Origin of the sequence: Paenibacillus phyllosphaerae, from assembly GCF_014192105.1 — a bacterium.
GTDB classification, from domain to species: domain Bacteria; phylum Bacillota; class Bacilli; order Paenibacillales; family Paenibacillaceae; genus Paenibacillus_Z; species Paenibacillus_Z phyllosphaerae.
In genome coordinates, this window is sequence record NZ_JACHXK010000019.1 from 116893 (window position 1) to 138374 (window position 21482).

The following is a 21482-nucleotide window of genomic DNA, read 5'->3' on the forward strand; positions in this document are numbered from 1 at the left end:
GGGCTAACCCCATTGCGGGATTAGCCCTGTTCGATTATAAGCATCCGATTACCGCGAAGCATGATACATCAATAAGGCCATCTCGAGACAAATCCGGCGCTGCGGCTGGAAGAAGTCTTCGCCGAGGATCTCGTTCAGCTTGCCAAGTCGGTGGTACAGCGTCTGACGATGAATGAATAGACGGTTCGCGGTATCCTGTTTGGACCCGGAACACTTGAAATAGGCGTCTAACGTCTCGATGAGCCGGAAGCTGTGGTCGCGATCATGAGCGATTAGCACACCGAGGTGCGTATCGATGAATGACGTATAAAATGCACCCTCCGGAATGGCCTTCAACAGCTGGTAAATCCCCATCCGGTCGTAGAACAGCGTCTGCTGCATCGCCGGTACATCCCTCGCGACCTCCATCGCCTGCATAGCCTCCCGATAGCTCACATCCGACTCCAACAGATGGCTTCGGAATCGCCCGACCCCCGTACGCAAGACGATCGGCTGCGGACGACTGGCGGCAAAATCGTTCAACTCCGCGCTGAGCCGCTCGAGCGCATTCTCGAGGTTCTTATAGGAATGGTCGTTGATGCGATCCTTCGCAAACAGCAGATATACCCGATTGCCCGAAGCGGCAAGCAGGCCGTACAGTCCTTGCTTCTTGATCAGCGCGCGGAGCAGCACGACAAAATCCTGAAAGTCGGACTCCTTCTGCTCCTGAGCGATTTGCGGGTCGCCGAAGAGCAGCTCCAGCACGCCGCATGCGAACAGATACGTCTCCTTCCCTCTCACGCGCAGTCCCAATCTTGCGAGCGCCTCTTCCTCGCTATGAATCCGCCGTTCCATCAGCTCCAGGATCAGCTGGCTCTGATCGCGCTGAATTTTCTCTTCCTTGAATAACGTCCGCAGCAGCATCGTGCCGATCGATTGCGCGGCGTAATCGAGCATGACGACTAACGTGTCGGTCGCCTCTTGGTGCCGATTATGTTGAGTGCCGATGTAAGCGAGCGTCTGATCGAAGCAGATAATGGGATGCAGCATTAGATCTTGCTGTTCGTCCAGCCGAATAGTGACCGGTTCGTTCAGTTGGCTGCCCGTCTGATCGAGATGATGGCCGATGACCGCGGTGATCGCGTGGGATTGGGCAGGCGTCGTCTTCGGGTAAAATCGGTTCGTCTCCACGTGCGAGTAATAGACGACTTGCCGAGTCGTGAATTCATGCAGCAGGCGCAGCACAGCCGATATATCCGTCGTTGCTAGCGTCAATTTCTGGAACAGCCTGGAGAATTGCTCCAGGCTCTTGAGCCGCTGATGCTGCTGATTAATCAATACGCCGTGAATGTCCTGCGTAATCTTGACGAAACGGACCGGTTTATCGAACACGATCAGCGGAAAATGATGGGCCTCGCAATAAGCGACGATCTCCTCCGGGATGGCATCGATCGTCGTGCCCAGCTCAATGCAGAGGCCCGAAGCTTCCTGCCGAATAAGCTGCTCCAAATACGTAATGCTGGCGCTGCCTTGTTCTTTCATCCACAGTCCTGTCGATAGTATGAGGTCATCTTTGCTGACGTAAGGGGCGACATGCGTGATCTCCAGAATATGGACCCATTTGACAATCCGGTCCATCCCCTTCTTGCCCGCCATCATCTTCGCTTCCTTGAAGACGGGCCGCTTCATTAAGTCTTGTATCCGCAAGACGGATTCCGAATCCATACCATCACCCTTACATAATTCATTCCTTGCGCTCTGTTGCATAATGTCTAATGATATACGCCTACTGCGTATTTCACCTTATTTACATTATACAAAATGTATAGTGTAGGCATCATCCATTTCGTCCGTTTTTTGGGCCAAACGTTAGACAATTCGTAAGATGTTAAGTTATCTCACTTAGGTGTACGATGAAAGCAACCAAACGCCGAGGTGATGAACAATGAGAATCGGGATTCCGAAAGAGATGAAGAACAATGAGAACCGCGTCGCCTTAACGCCTGCAGGTGTAGCGGAGTTCGTGCGCAATCAACATACGGTAGCCGTCGAGCACAACGCCGGTCTGGAAAGCGGCTTTACTAACGAGGAATATGCGGCGGCAGGCGCTCGGATTATCGCCACCGCCGAAGAGGTGTGGCAGCAAGCGGACATGATTATGAAGGTCAAGGAACCGATCGAAAGCGAATATCCGTTGTTCCGCGAAGGTCTGATCCTGTTCACCTATCTTCATCTGGCAGCTGACCCCAAACTTACGCAAGCACTGGTCGACAATGGCGTAACGGCCATCGCGTACGAAACCGTCCAAGTTGGCGGCACCTTGCCGCTGCTCACGCCGATGAGCGAAGTCGCCGGCCGAATGGCGGTTCAGATTGGCGCCCAATTATTGGAGCGTCCGCACGGCGGCAAAGGCATCCTGCTCTCCGGCATTACAGGCGTGCCGCGCGGCAAGGTCGCTATCATCGGCGGCGGTGTCGTCGGGACGAATGCGGCCAGCATTGCGATTGGGCTCGGAGCTAGCGTGACGATTCTTGATACGAACGTGAACCGCCTTCGCCAGCTGGAAGAGATTTTCGGCCGCAGCATTCAGACGCTTGTATCCACGACTGGCAATATTGCTCAGGCCGTAGCTGAAGCAGACTTGCTGATCTGCGCGGTGCTGATCCCCGGAGCCAAGGCGCCGACGCTAGTGCCCGAGAAGGTCGTCCAATCGATGCGCCAAGGTTCCGTTATCGTGGATGTGGCGATCGACCAAGGCGGGATCGTAGAGACGATCGACCGAATTACAACGCACGATGCCCCTACCTACGAGAAGCATGGCGTCATCCATTACGCGGTCGCGAATATGCCGGGGGCTGTTCCGCACACATCGACGATCGGTTTGACCAACGTTACGCTGCCTTATGCTCTTCAGCTGGCTCAATCGCCTCTTGCGGCGATTCAGAACAATCCGGCGATCGCAAGCGGCGTGAATGTCATGAATGGCGCGGTAACGTACGAAGCCGTGTCCCAAGCGCTAGGCTATGCGTACGTGTCGGTCAGCGAAGCGGCAGCAGGCCGCAAAATTAATGCCTAGGCAGCTTGTTCCGCTGTGCTATAATAAGCGGTAAACAATCTGGAAGGAGCTCCACCATGCTATCCGCACATGAAGCCATAACCAAACATGTTTCCGCACAGAACCGCCATCTCGTACACTTCGCCGAGCTCGACGAGCTGAGAGAGCAAGCAATTGAACGCTGCTCAAGCCTCTGCAAGGCAGGCGAAACGTTCAGCGTGAATGAAATAAACGAGATTACGGCGCAGATCAACGCCCACGCCCGCAAAGGGATCTCTCCTACACGTGTATTCGTGACGGAAGAGATGGTGCGCGAATACGCCGCTAAGATCTAAAGGCAACAAGAGGAGTTCATCCTGCCAGTCGGCGAGGGCGAACTCCTCTTTTTTCAGGCTATATTTAACGCCATTAATTAAAATGAGGAGGACATTGAAAACTCAGGAACCATCTACATTTCCTTCATTTTCTTCAGTAAATCAAGTCATTGGTTAATGACGTTAAACATCTCATATATTTAATGTCATTAATCAATATGCACATCTATTTTTTTGAATCTCTATTCTCAGTTACCTGAAGCCGACGTGAATCCATATTCCTCGAAGATAGCCAGCGCTTCCTTGCTTTGCAGGTAATCATACAGCTGCTTGGCTTCCTCCATATGATCGGAATCTTTGAGCAGCGCGGCCGGATACTCGATCGGCTGATGCAGCTCCTCCTTCACCTGCAATACGATCTTCGCTTTCGTCGACGCGAGCGCATCGGTCCGATAGACGAAGCCGGCATCCGTATTGCCGCTTTCTACATAGGTCAGCACTTGGCGAACGTCCTTCGTGAACACCAATTTCGGCTGGAGCTTATCCCACAATTTTACGTTCTGCAGCGTCTCCTGCGCGTACTTGCCGGCCGGCACCGATTCGGGCTGTCCGACGGCGATTTTCTTCATCTCGTCCGATTCCAGCATAGTCAGGTCGTCCGCGGCAAGTTCACGATCTGCCGGCACGATCAGCACCAGATCGTTACGCAGCAGCGGAGTGCTCTCTTCGACTAGCGCTTGCTCCGTCAAGGCATCGACTTGACTGGTGCCCGCCGAGAAGAATAAATCTGCCGGGGCTCCTTGTTCGATCTGCTTTTGCAGCGTGCCGGAGGAGCCGTAGTTTAAGGTCAGCTCAACTTCCGGATGCGCCTCATGGTAAGCCAGCTTAATGTCCTCCATAGCATCCTGCAAGCTTGCCGCGGTAGAGATGATGAGCGTGACGGGCTCGGCAGCGCCGCTTGCCTTCTCTTGGTCGCTGCCGGTCGAACAGCCGGCAAGTCCAATCATCGCGGTGGTCAGCAGTAAACCCAGTATGGTTTGTTTCTTCATATCCTCATCCCGCTTTCTATCTTTTTCTATGTGCTATAGTAGCATGCTGAGAGAAATAACGATACCTTTATTTTATATTTAGATATATTTTGTGATGTTTAGTTATATTCTGTACATGAATTATTCCATTAAAAAAGCCAGCGCAGAAATCTACGCTGACTGCTCTTCCTCAATGGCGGGCTCGACCGGAGCGAGCTCGAGTTTAGTTGCTGCTTTATATTTCATATAGCTGCCGATGCGCCACACGCATACGTACGTCAACGCCAGCACCATCGCGAGCACGGTGAGCACGGTCTGGTCAATATCTCGCAAGTACTCCGTTAATGCAAAGCGAATCACGATGATCGCAATGAGGATGTACTTGAAATTTTTGTTCCTGGTCGGGTATACATGACCGTCTTCCCGCTTCTCGTAGGCGGTATGAATGAGCATCACGGTGCCGAACATGAGCCCAAGCGCCGCCGCGACGGTAACTTCCCAGATCGCGGGAAGAATGAACGGCAAGTCCGGAAGATGCCGCAGCTGATAGAGCGTAAAAGCAAATAGAATCGGAAGTAATAGGACCGGAACGAGTATCCCGATCCCGTCTCTCTTAATCGGACGATCTTGTCTGCGAAACCAATTCATCGATGTAGACTCCTTCTGATGTTCGTAGTTGAATGCCATTAGTTAACATAATCTTTAATATGTATTATACCATGATTAGCTTCATATGTACTTGCTCGGTCTGAATACCGAATCCGGCTTCTTGTAACAGCGCTACAACTTCCTGGTGCGACGATGACCAATTCATCGTCCTTCGCGCTATTGGCTCATGACTGCCGAAGACTTGTTGGAGCAATCGCGCCTTCATATCATTCCCATGTACATAGCCTGGTGCAGTGACGCACTGATAGAGCAGCGTCGACGTGTGCCGTCCTTGTTCGTCGAACAGCCGTTTGAAGAGCGCATAGCCGACAGCCTGACCCTGTTCATAGGCAACGTACGATTGGCCATTCTGGATGGCATACCATTGGGACTGCCACGGCAGCTCAGCAGCGTAGAAGCTTAACCGTTGGACGTCCTGCGGGATTCCTTGAACTAGATTACAATTAGTTGCTGCCTTTGAGGCTTCTTCCGTTAGGAACGCATCCGTGGCCAGCGTGTCTTCATGACGATAGAATGCGAGCAGATCGACAACCCGATAGCCGAATCGCTTATATAACGATATGGCCGGTTCATTGGCTTTGATCGCTTCCAGCCTCGCCTCTTCCACGCCTTCCCGCTTGTAGAGCTTAAGCGCTTCTTCCATTAACAGCTTGCCTATTCCTTGCAATCGGTATTCAGGAATGACCGCCGTCCCGCCGTTCCAGGCCACCAGCTTCCCGTCGATCCGGCGCAAACCATTCAGCACAAACCCGATCGGCTCTCCGTCTTTCACGAGCGCAAATGAGTGCTTCAAGGACAACTGATCGCCTGCCAAGCGTCTCACGAAGGCATCCGGCGTCATCGTCAAGTCTACGAAATATCCTTTGAAGCCTTCGTTCCATAAGGCAACGACGTCCTCGAGCGAATAGCTATGTAAGGATCGAAACTCCATCTGACTTGCCCTCCCTGTCTTTAGGTCCTGTCCCTACTATACAAGATGCAGACCGTTTTTATCACCTCATATTCAACGATTGTTAACAAAAAAGCCGCACAGCGCGCTGTACGGCATAGGCAATCTTCATTCTGTTATACCGAGAAACTGTACTCGACCGCTTGATGGTTGTTCGCTTCCCGCTCCCACATGGACGGCGGGACAAGGTCGACGACCGCTTTGATACCGGCCTCTTCGAATCGGAAGGTCGGCACGTCCTCGATCGCCAGCCGTTTGGTTAACAGCTGGCTGAAGATTCCCGGGAACTTCTCGTTCATCTGCTGCAGCCGGTAGATACCGGTCTCAAAATGTTTGCGTGCCGCATTCACGGAACCGACGACGCATTTGTTCTCTAGCACCATCTCCATGTTCAGATGGTCGGTCGCAAGCTCTGTCTTACGACCGCCGGCGGACAAGCCGAGCATGGCCAATACGCCATTGGGGCCCAGCACATCGATCGCTTCGAATACGAGCGGACTGTACCCGGTGCATTCCCAGATCAAATCGACGGTGAGGCCTAATTGCTTCACATAGTCGGATAGCGTCTGGCTGCCATCCCCCTTGCCTGCCTGATGGTAGACGCCGCCGATCCGCTCGATCAGCTGCGCTTCCGGACTATCCGGCGCGGACATGGACCACACATGCACATTAAGGTCCAAGCAACGCGAGGTGAGCGCCGCGAGCAATCCCAGCGGCCCGGAGCCGAGTACCAGCGCTTCCTTCGGCTGCCAGATGAGGCGCTGCTGAATATGCTGCACTTCGTCCCATACTTTCTCGACAATGCTCTGTGGTTCAGCCAACATCCCGTAATCGCGGCATTCCGTCGGAATCTTGATGAAGAACCGTTCCTCGTCCACGATATATTCCGTCAGATAGCCGTGAGCGCCTTTGATGCCCCGTTCGGTATATGCGCCGCTCTGGCAATAATCGCTCCGGCCATTGCGGCAATTGACGCATGCAGGCTCATGGCAGGCTCGACGAACGACGATCGAGACGAGATCGCCCTTCTTAAGTCCGACTTCGCTCCCGGTCTCCACGACGACGCCAAGCGCCTCATGGCCGAAAATCAATTCCGTCTCGCCCGCGGGAGGCGTGCCGTACGGTCCGTTAATCAGCTCGCGGTCGGTCCCGTCCAGGCCGACGCACAGCACTTTCGCCAACACCTCGTTCGGCTGACGTATGGTCGGGCGCTCCTGCTCGGTAACGACGACGGATTTCCCTTTGCCATTCCCGTCGCCGTTCATCCCGGTAATCTTCACAGCTTTCATTAGCGTCAACTCCTTTGCCAGCTTAATGCACGGCAGCCGTCAGGATTTGTTCGTCGGATACATCCGTCTTCCGCTTATCGCCCTGTTCGCCGTGTATCTCTTTGCTTCTGGCGATATATTCCTGCACGACCTTCACATAGGTTGCATGCGACCAGGCAAGCGGCGATACGGACAGCGGGTCTCCCGTAGTCGGGTGAACCTGCTCAGCCATGACGCCCGAAGGGAGCGCATGCCCATGGGCCCAATATAACCATTGGAGCGCAGGCTTCAGATCGTCTTCACTCTTCGCCGTTGCCAGCTGCCATTCCGCGTACCAGAGCGAGCAGATGATCCACGGATTGCCGGGAATTCGTTGAATGTCCTGACTGATCTGATGATAATAGTCGTTCTCGTAACGCGCCAATCCGCCAACCTCGGTCTTAACCGACAGCGCCAGATACATATCCTGCATCATCTTGACGATCCGCGGATCGTCGGGCTGGAACATACCGAAGTCGTGCAGGCCGTACATGCTTGCGTCCAGCTTCAAATCGGGTTCGAAGGAAGCCTTCTCCGAGTTCCAATACAGCGCGCGCAAGAAACGCCCTAGCTCCTTGGAATACATTTGCTCCTCGACCGCTTTCTTCACGGACGCCGCCGTATCCCGATAGTAGATCGTCCTTACGCTGTCCCCGTGGAACTTGGCGAAATTCGAAGCGGCGAGCAAGCCCGCATAGACCGTAGCGACCGTGAAGGCATGAACGCCGTAGCGTTCCTCCCACAGATCGTAGGAAGGCAGCGGGAGTCCGGTAGCCCCGCGGTAGCGAATGAGGAAGTCCGCCGCCGGAATAACGAATTCCTCGTACGTTTTCTTCGATTCCGAGAGCGTCCCGGCCATCTGGTAATGATGCCACATCGAATAAAGCACGAGCGACGTCTCGTCCTCTTGGATCGGGAACTGCTTCTCGTCATGTTCATTGATCCACGGATGCCAGCTGGAGCCCGGCGAGCCGTCCGGATTGTATTTGTGCATCATATAACCGTCTTCCGTCAGTGCCTTCTCGCAAAAGGCCACGAAACGCGAGGTGAGGTCGCTATACCCGCTACGGTCCAAGGCATGGGCAATGAGCGCCCCGTCTCGCGGCCACATATAGGAGTACGAATCGCGCGCGAATTTCAGGATATCCGAGTCGTTCGCAGCCGTAATCGCGCCTCGATTGTCAAAGTGCGTCCGGATAATGAGCAGACTTCGTTTATAGAGCGACGCAAGTTTCGGATCAAGCTCGCTCAGGTCATGCTGATCCTGCTGAACCCATTCCCTCCAGTAGGCCATCGTCCGCTCCAGCATGCGGGAAGCCGACTCCGAGCGTATCTCCCGCTCTCTGCGCCTCAGCTCCTTCTCGGATTTGGCAAGACCGATCCAGAACCAGCCGACTGCTTCTTGGCTGCCGGAGGCATGCAGCGTCATCTCTATCGTCCCGTCGACGGATCCTTGGGTGATCGGATTGCGGCCGAGCTGACCGTCCTCCGCATCCTTCCACGTACCTTCCATGCCGCTCGACCGTTTTTTCCCTGTCGTGAAGCTGCTCGGGTCCGGCCCTTCCGCCCCTTCTGGCTGGCAGGATAGGGAGAAATAGCGGTTGCGCTTGTAGAATACGAGGGAGTGCAGATCCGGATCGAAGTAGGCCGTATCGCCGATGGCAGACCCGTAGATCTCGAGATCCAGATGAAAATACAGCCTAAATTCGCGCGATTGCGGGAGCAAATTACGAACGGTCACCTTCCGGATCATGCAATCGGTATGCGCGTCCACCGCATCCTCGATGATCAGCTCGAATCCTAGCCGATCGTGCCTGCTTATCGCCTTCGTGACTAACGTATCCTCTTGATAGAGCGCTTCGGTCTTCATAGCGGGATCGTCCAGCCAACTGAAACCTTCCGGCGTCCATACGCCGAACCGGCAGCAATTGCCAAGCGTGTGATTCTCCAACCCGACATAAGGATAATAAATTTCTCGCAGATTGTAGCGGGCATCGTAATTGATCAGTAGATTCCCGTTTCCGATCGGAAGATCTCTTGGCATCGTCAACCACCTTATCGCGTTTATTTGCTTGTAAGTTGCCCCAATGCCGGAACAACGATGCGGAATAACGAGGCGGAAGGCAGGTCATAATACGGGCAGCAAAGGAGGGTTAGTATGGTGGATCAACCGAATCTTGGGAATGAGCAGGAACAACAGCAGGAGCAGTCTGCAGGGGCAGCTAATGCCGCGCAGGCGAATGTAACGAGCGGTGGATTGGATTATTCCGTCGATTTCATCTGGGGTAGCGATCAAGATCAATACGTGACGAAGGAAGAAGAGTAATCGACTCCTCCTTCTGGGTGTGACGACATCCTGTTGCATATTCGAAGTTTGGATGCTATGCCGAACAGCCGCCTCAGCGGGCGGCTGTTCGGTTTCTATTCACGGGTAGACTGATCTTCGCCTGTCTGCACAAAACTAGATACGATGGCTGCCAGTCGCTTGCGGCGCTCAAACTGGGCTTGCTGACCTTCTATGTACTCGTCAACGAGCGTATTGAATAGACCGTTGCCGCTCTCGCCGATATGGTGTTGGAATTCGGCCAACAAAGGATTGAGCTGCCCGATTGCGGACGTTTCCCGTGCTTCCAGGTCTTCAAGCTGATTCAGCAGCCGCTCTAATGCCGGGAGCGACTCCGCTGCCCATTGCTTAACATCGGCGATTGCCTGCTCCTTCGTATTCGCCATTTCTACGGCTAAGCGGACCTGTTGCTCAAGAATAGACGCTTTCTCTTCTTCCACGACGAGCTTGCCTTGATCGATCAATGCCTGAATGCGATAGTAAATGAAACGCTCATCGATTCGTTGTTCCTGATGGCTGAACATGCGACCGGCAACTTGACTCACGGGAACGAACTTGGCCCCAGGCCGGCGAACTTGCTCGATCGTTTCCAGAATCGCTTCATCCCAATGGTCCACCGGAACCGTTCTTAATTCTTCGCCAGTCCATATACGAAGCATTCCATCTGCTGTTACAAGTTGCTTCCACTCTTTGGCATAACGGTTGCGCATCGCCTGCGTAAGCGGCTTCGCTTCAGCCCTTAACTCCCTCAGATGATCCGGAGACATCTCCCCAGTATGCGCGTAACGAATCGCCCCCATCGTCCGCTGCTCGTACAGCTTCGTCGTTCTCACGACCGAAACGGCAGCCGAATCCGGAATTTCTTCCATCAGACGTCTAAGATTGATCTGCTCGAAGACGCTATCACCTGCCCAGACGACGACTTCACTTCCGCCAAGCCGCTGCGGCCAGGAACGCCACGCAATGGCGTCTAGGAGCAGCCGCTCACGCATATGGTCGTGACGGCCGCCTAGCAGATGCGCGTCCATCCAATACTCGCGGATTTTCAAGCTGGCAGGATTATGCGTGGATTGCAGCGGGCCGATCGTCTGGTTGTCGCATAGCGACACAACCCTCTCATCCTTGATCACCTGTCTTAAGCTATGTGCGGCACTGTCGTTGAACACAATATGTATACGGTTCCCCATTCGTTCTTTATATGCGGATTCTTCCAGATAATTGGGGTTTCCCAGCTCCCACTCGGCGTCGAAGTCGGAGACGAACCGTTCCATCCATGCATGCCGCTGCTCCGAGAGCGATTTGGCCGCATCGGTATTCATCAAGCTTTTCAGCTTCAGCAGCTTCTCGAAAAAATGGTTGATCGCCGTACTTTTCTCATTGCGGTACTGTTCTTTGGTAAAGCTGGCACGAGGGCGAATGTCGGGGTCATACATCGCTTGCCCCTTCCAGCCCGAATAGGCGAATGTGCGAGCGGAAGCGATCGCGCCGATCGCATCCAGACGGTCAGCGTCCTGCACCACGCATCCTTCCAATGTCTCCATTGGCGCGCCGCCTCCCCCGCTGTATGACATCGTCGAGATGATCAAGAGGATATGTTCGCTTGCCTCGGACGACACGCCAATCTCGGACAGCCAATCAACGACTCGCTTGAGCCCTTCTTCCTTGCTCGGATTAAGCTTCTCATCCGCTATATCGTGAAGCAGAGCCGCCATCTCGCACGTAAACGGATCGGCGCCTTCAAGCTCGGCCAGCAGTTTTGCGCTTCTCGTAACACGTTCAATATGCCACCAATCATGGCCGCTGGAGTCTGCCTCCATCGCCTTGCGAACGAACGCTCGCGTCAGCTGGATTTGTTCTTCCGCTTTTAATACCATGCCCATACCTCCTCTTGCCCTTAGCTATAACAGTATTGCGTATTACGGGCTGCAAGGCAAGCTTCACCGAACTGCCTTGAATGATTGTCCAAGGCTATTTACGCTTATCGCGGGATTCGGTCATAATAGATAGTGCATGGTTTACCTTAGCAACCTTAGATCGGAGATGACGAATTTCTATGACGACCAAGAACGTATACTTTAATCATGACGCAGGCGTGGACGATCTCGTATCCTTATTTCTACTGCTGCAGATGGACAACATACACCTGACAGGCGTTTCCGTAATCCCGGCTGACGGCTATCTGGAGCCCGGCGCGGATGCCAGCCGCAAAATCATCGACCGCTTCGGCAAATATACCGTCGAAGTCGCCAAATCCAACTCCCGCGGCAAAAATCCGTTCCCTGCCGCATGGCGGATGCATACCTTTTTCGTGGACGCGCTGCCCATCCTGAACGAGTCCGGTACGATGGAAGCACCGCTCTCGCCGCTGCCGGCTCACCAGCATATGATTCAGGCGATCCGCGCGCAACAATCCCCGACGACGCTGCTGTTCACGGGTCCGCTGACCGATCTGGCCCGCGCGCTGGATGAAGCGCCCGACATTGAAGCCAAGATCGAGAAGCTGGTGTGGATGGGCGGCACCTTCGAGAAGGGAAATGTACAGGAGCCCGAGCATGACGGATCCGCGGAGTGGAACGTATTCTGGGACCCTGAAGCGGCAGACCGCGTATTCAAGAGCCAAATTGAAGTCGACTTGGTAGCGCTGGAGAGCACGAACAAAGTGCCGCTTACGCTGGCCGTCCGTAACCGTTGGGCTGCCGAACGCAATTATGAAGGCATCGATTTCCTCGGCCAATCTTATGCCTGCTGTCCGCCACTCGTCTACATGGAGACGAATTCGACCTACTATTTGTGGGACGTGCTCACGACCGCTTCCGTCGGCAAGCCTGAACTGGTAACCAAGAAGCTTGTCCATTGCGAAGTCATTCCGGATGGCATCAGTCAGGGACGCACAATCGTGAAGGAAGACGGCAGACCTGTCAATCTGGTCTACGATCTCGATGCCGAAGGCTTCTGGAGCTACATCACAGGCTTAGCGCGCGAATCGGCACCGAAACGCTATTAATTACCTTCATGAATCCGCCCGTTCGGCGAATACTACAACCATTCTGACTGGAAAGGTGTTACGCCCGTGAACGTTCATGAGCTGAATTATGCGATCTGGACTATAGCACGCGAACTTGTTCACCATCACCGCTATAGCTTGATGGATAATGACGAGGGCATGCTGACTTTGAAGCGGCGGGACGGAATTCGTGTCACCTATTTGTATTTAATGCCGTTAATATATGGTTCTTCTCCCGCGAATCAAGAGGAGATTATCCGCGAACAGCTGGAGCATTCGATGGACTGGATGAAAATGGTCGGCTTGCGCCGCCCTGCCGTCATCCATCGCATGATTCATCTGTACATCCGCACCGATGCAGGCAAGCAAATGACCGGCGAACAGCTCAAATCGCTGCAGCTGGCTACACTGACCGATCGCCACCGGGTCGAAGCCGGACTCATCGATTTGATTGAGCATGAAGTTACGGTTCCCAAAGTGCTCATCCCCGGCCTCGAAGCGATCGAGCAATTCACCGCTAAGAACGAGCCGGTTCCCTATGACGAGCACCGCTTGTACGATGTCATCAATCAATGGCACCATGAGATGTTGCACGTACAGCATGACCGGGTGAAGGATTTCGAGGAAGCCGGCCGCAAGCGCGGAGCGCCGCTCACGATTGCTTTTACCGTGATCAATGTGATCGTCTGGCTGCTTATGACCTATTACGGGGGATCGACGAGTACGCGTACGCTTATCGATTTCGGGGCCAAATACGGACCTCTGATTAACGAAGGACAGTATTGGCGGCTGATCACGCCGATCTTCCTGCATATCGGCGGTCTTCATCTCTGGTTCAACACCGTCGCGCTGTTATCGCTCGGCGGCAGGATCGAACGCGTCATCGGCCCTGTCACCTTCTTGTTCCTTTACCTGTTCAGCGGGTTCACCGGCAATGTGGCCAGCTATCTATTCTCCCCTTCCATATCGGCAGGGGCATCGGGGGCAATCTTCGGTCTGATGGGGGCGCTCTTGTATCTGTCGATGAAAGAGCCTGACACCTGGGGAGAGACCATGGGGTTCTCGATCTATAGCGGTCTATTGATGAACGTCATACTCGGATTCGTCGTGCCTGGGATCGACAACTATGCCCATTTCGGCGGGTTAGCGGGCGGATTTCTTTTTGCCTACTTGTTCGCCTTGTTAACCAATGGCAGAACGAAATCTTCAGCGTCGTAATCGCCTCATACGCAAACGAAACGGACAACCTTGTTCCTCTGTTGGGGAAAGGTTGTCCGTTTCACATTTGATCTTCAGTTGTAGGCATATTAGATCGATTTGCGCAGGTCATTGCGATCTGCTTCCTTATTCATCAGAATGTGTGCATAAGCTTCCTTCGAACGCAGCATAGCAAGTTGAAGCAGCTCGTCTTGATTGCGAACCTCGCGAAGATGAACGATCTTCTCATGATACAACAGATCCGTCTCCATAAATTCACTGATCAACGATTGAACGCGGAAGCCATACATCGAATAATCCGCATCCTCGACTGCACGAAGCTGTTCGGCAATTGTCAATACTTCAGCGAACTCCTGTTTGAAACGTCGGTCGGTCCGCCACGAGCCGGCTGGCTTCGTATGGAATAGTTCCGAGATTACGCGCGTAAACCCATTCGCTCTTTCTACCATTTCGTTCAATACTAGCATGTTATCATGCATATTCTTCACCTCAATTTGTATTTTCAATTAAATCTTGGAAGATTCTACAGCAGCTGTTCTTTTAACAATAAAGCATTCTGTCTGATGTGTCAACTAACATGACATATTTCCCAGTTGATTGTAATGTCCATGTCATATTTTTCCCTTATTATTACAGGAATATGACAAAAGCCTTCAAAACATGTTGTCATGTCATGAAGGCTTATAAAACAAGTGTTTCTATAAAGGCGCACTATTTAGACGTTGACATATACCGGCTGCACGCACACAGGCTTGGAGACGGTGATGCTGTTGCCTGTTGGGCTGATGCGTCCGCTCTCTTGGTCTACTCGGAACGTCACGATATTGTTGCCGTCGCGATTGGCGCACAGCAAGTATTGTCCGTTCGGTGTCATCGCAAAATGCCGCGGGTGTCCGCCTTGCGTCGATTCATGCTGTACGAGCGTCAGTCTGCCGCTCTCCGGATCGATTGCGTGGACGACGATGCTGTCATGCCCGCGATTCGAGCCATACAAGAAACGCCCGTCGTTCGATACGGCGATCTCCGCTGTCGTATTCTCTCCTGCGAATCCGCCTGCCGGCAGCGTCGGGACCGTCTCGATGCTTGTCAGCGTTCCTTCTTGCTGATTCCACGCATACGACGTGATCGAAGAATCGACTTCGTTAATGACGAACGCATAGTTGCCATTCGGATGGAATGCCAGATGGCGAGGGCCTGCCCCGGGATGCGTGTTGGTCGTGCCGTGCAGGTTCAGCTTGCCGTTCTCCCGGTCAATCGCATAGATGAAGATTTTATCGAGACCCAGATCCTGAATGAGAACGAAGCGGCCGTCCGGGCTGAAGAACGTCGAATGCGGATGCGGACGATCCTGACGCTCCGGATGCGCGCCTTTGCCTTCGTGCTGCTGCGTGTCGAGCAGCTGCCCGATCTCGCCGTTATCCGTTATCTCCAGCAGCCCTGCCATGCCGCCATGATAGCTGACGACGATCAGATACGGCTTCTGGTCGTCCCGCTGAATATGGCAGGTTGGTCCGGATACGGTCAATGCCCGGTTCAGCAGCTTGATTGAGCCGCTGATCGGGTCAAAAGCGAACGATGCGGCTTCGCCGGCTTTCTTGCCTTCGGCCGTCGTCGCTTCGGAGATGGCATACAGCCTTCTTTGTTCCGCATCGACATTAAGGAAAGTCGGGTTCTTGAATCCCGATACTTGATCCAGCTGGGTTAACTCCCCAGACGCTTCATTCATGACGAACGAATAAATGCTATGGTCCTCTGTTTCGGCATAAGAGCCTGCGAATACGAGCAATTTCTGATTAACGGACACCGTTGTTTCCCCTCCTGCATACGATCTGGCATTCACGCCAGTCCAAGTCAAATTGTACTAATCGTAGCATCTTCAGCGCGGACAAGCAAATACCCCCTTACCATATGAGGCAAGAGGGTGAGCTGTACACAACGGATCGGACCCGCGAACCGGTTAATGAAAGGAGCGCCAGAAAGCGCCCTCGGTATTCAGAATCGATTGCAACTGCGAGAACGGAATGTTGAAGGTCGGGAAACCTGCCGCATAGGGTCCGATTTCGTATGGCGCGAAGTACAGATGCAGGGCATTCGCCGACACGAAGAACGGCTGGTCGGCCGCGATCCCTTTATAGGTGTCAGGGAACACATAATCGTACTTAGGATCTTCCTTGATCTGTTGACCGACAATGTCGCTGAGCACTTTGACATAGTCGCTGCCTGGCTTGAACAGATCGCTAAGGGTATAGATATCGCCGGTCGTCAAATTGATCGGTACGTAGATCATGGTCGGCATCCCGTGCGCGGCCCCGAACGGATAATTGTAGCCGGTCAGCTGCAGCTGCAGCAAATCCTTCTTGAAGAAGGAGACCTCGAAATCGCCGGAGTAGGAGGCGTCCAGCTGCTTCTCGGATGGAACGGGCTTCACCTGGGACAGCGTCTTCAGTCTCGCATTCAATTTCTGCTGCTCCGCCGCGCGCTTCATCCCTTCAACCTGCGGATAATAGACCAGATAGTCCTTATTCGGCTTATACTTCACTTCCCGAACGCGATACGGCTCATGCAGCGGGATGACGGCGTTCGGTTTCCAGACGACTTGCCCGTCACGCTTCAAATAGGATAAGCGTTGATCGACGTTCGCCGCAATTAGTCCGTCTTCGATGGTAAGCGTTCCGCTTCCGTCTACCCGCGGATAGCCGGATGCCGCGTTGCCGCTGCGATCGATGAAGTAAGTCTGCGTCTTATCATAGACGGCCGCGAGACCATTCTTGAAGTCCGACACGTCGTAATAGAGGAAATCGGACAGCCGCTCGCCTTTGTTATCGGCGATGGCGAAGCGAGAACCCTTGAACGGCTCTTGCTCATCAATGGCCCGCCCGAGCGCCAGCCGCTGCTCGCCTAACTGCCGGATCTCGTTGTAGGTCGGCTTCACGATGAAGATCCCCTTCTTGTCGATGAGGCCATAATTCGACTTGAAGTCATCCGATGTATTCACGACCGCCCGGCCGCCCTCGAATGGACCTGCCATCGAATACGCAGGCGGAATGACCACTTTGCCCGCCTCGTTGATATAGCCGTACTTGCCTCCCGCTTCCTGTTGGAAGGCCAACAAGCCATCTCCCAGCGAACTTACGTAAGGATATGCATACGTTGCGATGCGGCTGCCATTAGGTCGAATCAAAGCATATTCATTCTCCTTCACCTGAACGACCGCCTTGTTATGGCTAAAATCGCTCGCGGACATAAAGGTGGCGGGAATCGCTTCGTTGCCGCTCAGGTCCAAATAGCCGTATTTGCTGTTGCCGTCAGGTTCAGTAGAATTGAACATTGCCCGACCGTCATGATAGGTGCCGATGTAGCTGTACGCCTTAGTCGTGAGCACATGACCGGCCTCGTCGATTACCTTGAATCCTTCCTTGTCGATGACTGACGAGCGCCCTTCGGAGAAACCGGTAATCGAATCGTAGATCGGCTGCACGACGAATTTGCCTGCCGTGTTGATCAGGCCCGCTCCCCCTTCCGTCTGGACAACGGCTAGTCCGTTGTCCTGGAAGCTGTTTGCCATTGTGAAACGGGGTTGAATCGACATGTTGCCGTTGCGATCGATATATCCCCATTGGGTGGCGGAAGCCGTACGTACCGCGGCCGGGAACAAACCTGACAGCCGGGTCAGATCCTCGCCCTTCCATGCTTTGAGAATCGCTTTCTCCAGTTGCTGCAGCTCCTCTTTGGACGGGTACGGCGAAGTGAACTGCTGGGCTTTGCGCACCGTTTGAAGCGCTTGCGGATACAGTCCTGCCTTGAACTGCGCATCGGCAAGGTAGTACCAATAAAACGTATAGTCGGGATGCTGGCGCACCATGCTTTCGTAATAGGCGACGACTTTCAAGAAGTACAGCCGGTACAGATCATGCGCCGGCACGAACTGCCCGTTGTCGTAACGCAGCACCTCGACGCGGTAAGCTTCACCCGTATCGTGTACCCAGATGGCGAGTTCGGCTTTGCCATCCGGACCCGATGGCCCATGTAGATCCAATACTTCAATATAGCTGTAGGTGAGCGGCTCTTGCACGACATTCACAAGCTCGTTCGGCCGCCACTCATATACGCCCAGCTGCGACCATACTGCGCCGAGCTGCCAGCCGACGAGCAGGTTGTTATGTCCAGCCCCGGTAATCGGAGCCGAAGTCAGCAGGGTAACGCCGAAGCCTGGCCCCTTCTCATTCAGCACGGCCTCCCAGCCGCTTGGCGTACCGCGCAGCACGAGTAAGTATAGGGAATCGTCATACTTATAGACAACCGCGATCTCAGGCGCCCGGTCACCGTTGAGGTCGACCGAGATGACTGCCGGGTGGGGAGCTGGACGATCAATCGTCACAATAACGGCTCCCTGTGGCAAATAGCGGGTAACGATTTGTACAAGATGAGCTTCGATTGCATTCATACGCATCCGTTTCACGCCTCCCATCGCTTGCGGATCGTGCGACTCGCAAGGTATAGCGCTGCTTCGCCTAATGGTATGCTGCTAACCGCCAAATATGACGATTCCTTTCGAATAAACTCGCCTTGCCTTCATTCATGCCCTCGGTATAAGCCCCATTAAGAATAACTCCACGATCTCTCCGGCCGCCTCGCTTGGCGTCAGCATGCCCTCCTGCAGTTCTGGCTGATTGCGCATCAGCATCAGCATCATGAACGCATGCGCGAGGAACATCGCATTGCGGGCTTTGATCAGGCCGTCGTCCATCGCATTCTGGAATACCCCGGCCAGCAAGATGTGCAGTTGCTGTTCTTGATGCCTGACTTGCTCGATCTGTTCCTCGCTCAAGACGTCGGATGCCTTGCGCATCATGGTCTCGAACTCGACATGGGAATGCCGCAGCAGCCCCTCGGCAAGCTTCTGCAGCCGCATGGGGAGCTCTCGCTCGCCCTGCACGATCTCTTCGCTGCGGGCTAACGCATTGCGGAGCATCCTTAGAATCGATTCGGTGAAGAGCGCGCCCTTGTCCTTAAAATAATGATAGACGGTCGCTTTCGTGACGCCGCATAGGTTCGCCACCTCTTGCAGGGAGACCTTGTCGTACCCAAGCTCCATGAACTGTCTGGCTGCCGTCATGAGAATCTGATTCCGGGTCGCGTCCGAGCGTTTGCCGCGCGGGCGTCCGGTACGGGATTTGGATGTAAGCTTGTCTTCCATTGTGTCCACACTCACTTATGTCATAAAGTTTTAAGAATTGCCCGATTGAAATATCTACCCCAGAGTAGATATAATGATAACGAATTACTTTTATTTTACACCTGTACGTTCGAGATTGAAATGGAGGATGACCTTTAATGGCGCAAGACAATTGGCTAACGAAGTACAGCAAGCTTATTGCGGGTAAACGAACGAGATGGATCACCATACTCGTCTGGATCGTAGCAACCGTAGTATTAAGCTTGACCTTGCCGCAAGTAGGCGAGAACGAAATCAACAATGCACCGAATTTGAAAGCTTCCGAACCATCGATGGTTGCCAACCATCTTATTGAGGAACAGTTCCCGAGTTCGTCCGGGTTGCCCGCCTTGCTCGTATGGCATGATGTTAGCGGAATAACGGCTGAAGATCTGGCCCACGTGAAGAAACTGGCTGCGCAGCTTAGCGAGCAGCCGCTCGAAAATCAATCCGGGCTAGCCCCTTTCCATCAACTGCCTGACGCAGCGCTGCTCGGCCAGGTTTCGGAGGATGGGACCACGCTGATCCAACCGATCTTCTTCTTGGAGAATACCGATACCGAGACGCTGGAGAAGAATCTGGAAACGATCAAAGTATCCGTGACCGCCGATGTTGGATATGATCCGTTCGAACAAGCGACGGAAGACGGCCAGCTCAGTGCCCGTATCACGGGTCCTGTCGGTATTTCGGTCGATGCCACCGCATTGTTCAGCGGAGCCGACGTCTCGCTCTTGATCGCAACCGTCGTGATCGTCCTGGTCATTCTGCTCTTTATCTATCGTTCGCCGATTCTGGCCCTGATCCCGCTTGTCGGCGTCGGCTTCGCTTACGGCATCACAAGCCCGCTGCTCGGGTGGATGGCGGGAGAAGGCTGGATTACCGTCGACTCGCAAGGCATATCCATTATGACCGTGCTCCTGTTCGGCGCCGGTACGGACTATTGCTTGTTCCTCATCTCCCACTTCCGTCAAGAGCTGTTGCGGCACGAGAACAAGATGACCGCGCTGTTCACCGCCATGAAAGACGCTACCGGCGCCGTCGCGATGAGCGGCTTTACCGTCGTGCTGTCCTTACTCGCGCTGCTCTTGGCGAAATACGGGGCATACCACCGTTTTGCGATACCGTTCAGTTTGTCGATCCTAGTCATGGGCATTGCCAGCGTTACGCTCGTTCCGGCGATCCTATCCATCATCGGCCGTGCTTCCTTCTATCCATTCGTACCGCGTACATTGGAGATGAAACAACAGCGTGCCGCTGCCAAGGGTAAGCCGCTTCCTGCGCAGACGGCCAAAACAACGTTCGGCATGCGGATCGGCAACCTGGTTACGCGCAAGCCGGTTGCGGTTACCGTCGTCTCGGTGGCGGTGCTAGCCATATTGGCCGCCTTTGCTCCGCAGGTCAAGTACAATTACGATATCTTGTCCTCCTTCCCGAAGACGATGGAATCCCGTGAAGGTTTCGATATTATTGCCAAGTCCTTCTCGTCCGGTTCGCTTGCGCCCGTCACGGTGGTCATCGATTCGGAAGGCAAGGAAACCGGATTACGTGAGTACCTGCAATCCTTGCCGCAAGTGGCCAGCGTCACGGAGCCGATCGCGGGGACCAAGGATGCGAATCTGCAATCCTACGAAATCACGCTTAGCATGAATCCTTACTCCTTGGAAGCGATGAGCTTCATTCCTGAATTGGAGGATCAAGTCAGCACCTTCTTGAGCGACAAAGGCGGCATCGGCTCGCCGCAAGTATGGATCGGCGGTCAAACGGCCGAACAGCATGATACGAAGACCGTCGGCGACCGCGACCGGAATATGATCATTCCTGCCGTCATCGTCCTTATCGCCCTCGTACTGCTCGCTTATCTGCGCTCCATCGTCGCGATGCTGTACCTGATGGGAACGGTGCTGCTCTCTTATGGCGCGGCGCTTGGCCTTGGCTGGATCATCCTGCATTACTTCATGGGCGTAGAGGGCATTCAAGGCGCCATCCCGCTCTATGCATTCGTGTTCCTCGTTGCCCTAGGCGAGGACTACAACATCTTCATGGTCTCGAGCATTTGGCAGAAACGCAAAACGATGCCGCTCCTGCAGGCGATCAAGGAAGGCGTCAGCGAAACGGGCGGCGTTATTACGTCGGCCGGTCTCATTCTTGCCGCGACCTTCGCGGTGCTGGCAACGCTCCCGATCCAGGTGCTCGTGCAGTTCGGTATCATTACCGCGATCGGCGTCCTGCTGGATACCTTCGTCGTCCGACCGTTCCTGGTGCCGGCGATTACCGTCCTGCTCGGCCGCAAAGCCTTCTGGCCTGGACGCGTGTACGAGTCGTCGGACGTGAAGAAACAATCCGCGTAATATTCGTCGTAGACGTCAAACGAGCGATCCGCTGTATTCGGATCGCTCGTTT

The 21482-nt window shown here is 54.0% G+C and carries 17 protein-coding genes; 6 read left to right on the forward strand and 11 right to left on the reverse strand.

The window, feature by feature from the left end; all coding sequences use genetic code 11:
• Window positions 1–48: 48 nt before the first annotated feature.
• Window positions 49–1668, reverse strand: coding sequence for a PucR family transcriptional regulator (locus FHS18_RS27550; protein ID WP_183603604.1), 1620 nt, complete (start codon window positions 1666–1668; stop codon window positions 49–51).
• A 256-nt stretch (window positions 1669–1924) separates the two neighbouring features.
• Here FHS18_RS27550 and ald point away from each other — a divergent pair, with 256 nt between their 5' ends.
• Together ald and FHS18_RS27560 are read left to right on the forward strand one after the other, a co-directional pair.
• The gene (ald, locus tag FHS18_RS27555) at window positions 1925–3055 is read left to right on the forward strand and encodes an alanine dehydrogenase (protein WP_183603605.1); all 1131 of its coding nucleotides are present in this window, start codon (window positions 1925–1927) and stop codon (window positions 3053–3055) included.
• 56 nt (window positions 3056–3111) lie between these two features.
• Window positions 3112–3369, forward strand: a complete 258-nt coding sequence (locus tag FHS18_RS27560) for a DUF2533 family protein (protein WP_183603606.1) — start codon at window positions 3112–3114, stop codon at window positions 3367–3369.
• Window positions 3370–3596: 227 nt separating this feature from the next.
• Here FHS18_RS27560 and modA read toward each other — a convergent pair whose 3' ends face one another.
• The 5 genes from modA to FHS18_RS27585 all read right to left on the reverse strand — a co-directional run bounded on the left by modA (window position 3597) and on the right by FHS18_RS27585 (window position 9345).
• Entirely contained in the window at window positions 3597–4397 is an 801-nt protein-coding gene (modA, locus tag FHS18_RS27565; RefSeq protein ID WP_183603607.1) for a molybdate ABC transporter substrate-binding protein, read from the reverse strand.
• Window positions 4398–4547: 150 nt separating this feature from the next.
• Window positions 4548–5024, reverse strand: a complete 477-nt coding sequence (locus FHS18_RS27570) for a CcdC protein domain-containing protein (protein ID WP_246427945.1) — start codon at window positions 5022–5024, stop codon at window positions 4548–4550.
• A 64-nt stretch (window positions 5025–5088) separates the two neighbouring features.
• Entirely contained in the window at window positions 5089–5976 is an 888-nt protein-coding gene (locus FHS18_RS27575) for a GNAT family N-acetyltransferase (protein WP_183603609.1), read from the reverse strand.
• A gap of 134 nt (window positions 5977–6110) precedes the next feature.
• Window positions 6111–7283 carry a glucose 1-dehydrogenase gene (locus tag FHS18_RS27580; RefSeq protein WP_183603610.1) on the reverse strand — a complete coding sequence of 391 codons (1173 nt, stop codon included), beginning with the start codon at window positions 7281–7283 and terminating at the stop codon, window positions 6111–6113.
• 22 nt (window positions 7284–7305) lie between these two features.
• Window positions 7306–9345 (reverse strand): glycoside hydrolase family 15 protein, encoded by a 2040-nt coding sequence (locus FHS18_RS27585; protein ID WP_183603611.1) that lies wholly within the window; start codon window positions 9343–9345, stop codon window positions 7306–7308.
• A 114-nt stretch (window positions 9346–9459) separates the two neighbouring features.
• On the opposite strand from FHS18_RS27585, the gene FHS18_RS27590 reads away from it, so the two are divergent.
• Window positions 9460–9627 (forward strand): hypothetical protein, encoded by a 168-nt coding sequence (locus tag FHS18_RS27590; RefSeq protein WP_183603612.1) that lies wholly within the window; start codon window positions 9460–9462, stop codon window positions 9625–9627.
• A 95-nt stretch (window positions 9628–9722) separates the two neighbouring features.
• Here FHS18_RS27590 and FHS18_RS27595 read toward each other — a convergent pair whose 3' ends face one another.
• Window positions 9723–11519, reverse strand: coding sequence for a DUF3658 domain-containing protein (locus FHS18_RS27595; RefSeq protein WP_183603613.1), 1797 nt, complete (start codon window positions 11517–11519; stop codon window positions 9723–9725).
• A 179-nt stretch (window positions 11520–11698) separates the two neighbouring features.
• Here FHS18_RS27595 and FHS18_RS27600 point away from each other — a divergent pair, with 179 nt between their 5' ends.
• Window positions 11699–12649 (forward strand): nucleoside hydrolase, encoded by a 951-nt coding sequence (locus FHS18_RS27600; protein WP_183603614.1) that lies wholly within the window; start codon window positions 11699–11701, stop codon window positions 12647–12649.
• 66 nt (window positions 12650–12715) lie between these two features.
• On the forward strand, window positions 12716–13867 hold the full coding sequence (locus FHS18_RS27605) for a rhomboid family intramembrane serine protease (RefSeq protein ID WP_183603615.1): 1152 nt from the start codon (window positions 12716–12718) through the stop codon (window positions 13865–13867).
• Between the two features lie 89 nt (window positions 13868–13956).
• Here FHS18_RS27605 and FHS18_RS27610 read toward each other — a convergent pair whose 3' ends face one another.
• The 4 genes from FHS18_RS27610 to FHS18_RS27625 form a co-directional block, all read right to left on the reverse strand.
• Complete coding sequence (locus FHS18_RS27610; RefSeq protein ID WP_183603616.1) at window positions 13957–14346, reverse strand: hypothetical protein; 390 nt, start codon at window positions 14344–14346, stop codon at window positions 13957–13959.
• A 236-nt stretch (window positions 14347–14582) separates the two neighbouring features.
• Entirely contained in the window at window positions 14583–15671 is a 1089-nt protein-coding gene (locus FHS18_RS27615; protein WP_183603617.1) for a beta-propeller fold lactonase family protein, read from the reverse strand.
• 153 nt (window positions 15672–15824) lie between these two features.
• Window positions 15825–18317 carry a WG repeat-containing protein gene (locus FHS18_RS27620; RefSeq protein ID WP_343060704.1) on the reverse strand — a complete coding sequence of 831 codons (2493 nt, stop codon included), beginning with the start codon at window positions 18315–18317 and terminating at the stop codon, window positions 15825–15827.
• A gap of 126 nt (window positions 18318–18443) precedes the next feature.
• Window positions 18444–19064, reverse strand: coding sequence for a TetR/AcrR family transcriptional regulator (locus tag FHS18_RS27625; protein ID WP_183603618.1), 621 nt, complete (start codon window positions 19062–19064; stop codon window positions 18444–18446).
• A 137-nt stretch (window positions 19065–19201) separates the two neighbouring features.
• Between FHS18_RS27625 and FHS18_RS27630 the strand changes: the two genes are divergently transcribed.
• Entirely contained in the window at window positions 19202–21430 is a 2229-nt protein-coding gene (locus FHS18_RS27630; protein ID WP_183603619.1) for an MMPL family transporter, read from the forward strand.
• Window positions 21431–21482: the final 52 nt, after the last annotated feature.

Excerpts from the sequence above, each read along its gene's own strand:
- FHS18_RS27550 (WP_183603604.1), bottom strand. The coding sequence starts at position 1,668 with ATGAAGCGGCCCGTCTTCAAGGAAGCGAAGATGATGGCGGGCAAGAAG.
- ald (WP_183603605.1), top strand. The coding sequence starts at position 1,925 with ATGAGAATCGGGATTCCGAAAGAGATGAAGAACAATGAGAACCGCGTC.
- FHS18_RS27560 (WP_183603606.1), top strand. The coding sequence starts at position 3,112 with ATGCTATCCGCACATGAAGCCATAACCAAACATGTTTCCGCACAGAAC.
- modA (WP_183603607.1), bottom strand. The coding sequence starts at position 4,397 with ATGAAGAAACAAACCATACTGGGTTTACTGCTGACCACCGCGATGATT.
- FHS18_RS27570 (WP_246427945.1), bottom strand. The coding sequence starts at position 5,024 with ATGAATTGGTTTCGCAGACAAGATCGTCCGATTAAGAGAGACGGGATC.
- FHS18_RS27575 (WP_183603609.1), bottom strand. The coding sequence starts at position 5,976 with ATGGAGTTTCGATCCTTACATAGCTATTCGCTCGAGGACGTCGTTGCC.
- FHS18_RS27580 (WP_183603610.1), bottom strand. The coding sequence starts at position 7,283 with ATGAAAGCTGTGAAGATTACCGGGATGAACGGCGACGGGAATGGCAAA.
- FHS18_RS27585 (WP_183603611.1), bottom strand. The coding sequence starts at position 9,345 with ATGCCAAGAGATCTTCCGATCGGAAACGGGAATCTACTGATCAATTAC.
- FHS18_RS27590 (WP_183603612.1), top strand. The coding sequence starts at position 9,460 with ATGGTGGATCAACCGAATCTTGGGAATGAGCAGGAACAACAGCAGGAG.
- FHS18_RS27595 (WP_183603613.1), bottom strand. The coding sequence starts at position 11,519 with ATGGTATTAAAAGCGGAAGAACAAATCCAGCTGACGCGAGCGTTCGTT.
- FHS18_RS27600 (WP_183603614.1), top strand. The coding sequence starts at position 11,699 with ATGACGACCAAGAACGTATACTTTAATCATGACGCAGGCGTGGACGAT.
- FHS18_RS27610 (WP_183603616.1), bottom strand. The coding sequence starts at position 14,346 with ATGCATGATAACATGCTAGTATTGAACGAAATGGTAGAAAGAGCGAAT.
- FHS18_RS27620 (WP_343060704.1), bottom strand. The coding sequence starts at position 18,317 with ATGCGTATGAATGCAATCGAAGCTCATCTTGTACAAATCGTTACCCGC.
- FHS18_RS27625 (WP_183603618.1), bottom strand. The coding sequence starts at position 19,064 with ATGGAAGACAAGCTTACATCCAAATCCCGTACCGGACGCCCGCGCGGC.
- FHS18_RS27630 (WP_183603619.1), top strand. The coding sequence starts at position 19,202 with ATGGCGCAAGACAATTGGCTAACGAAGTACAGCAAGCTTATTGCGGGT.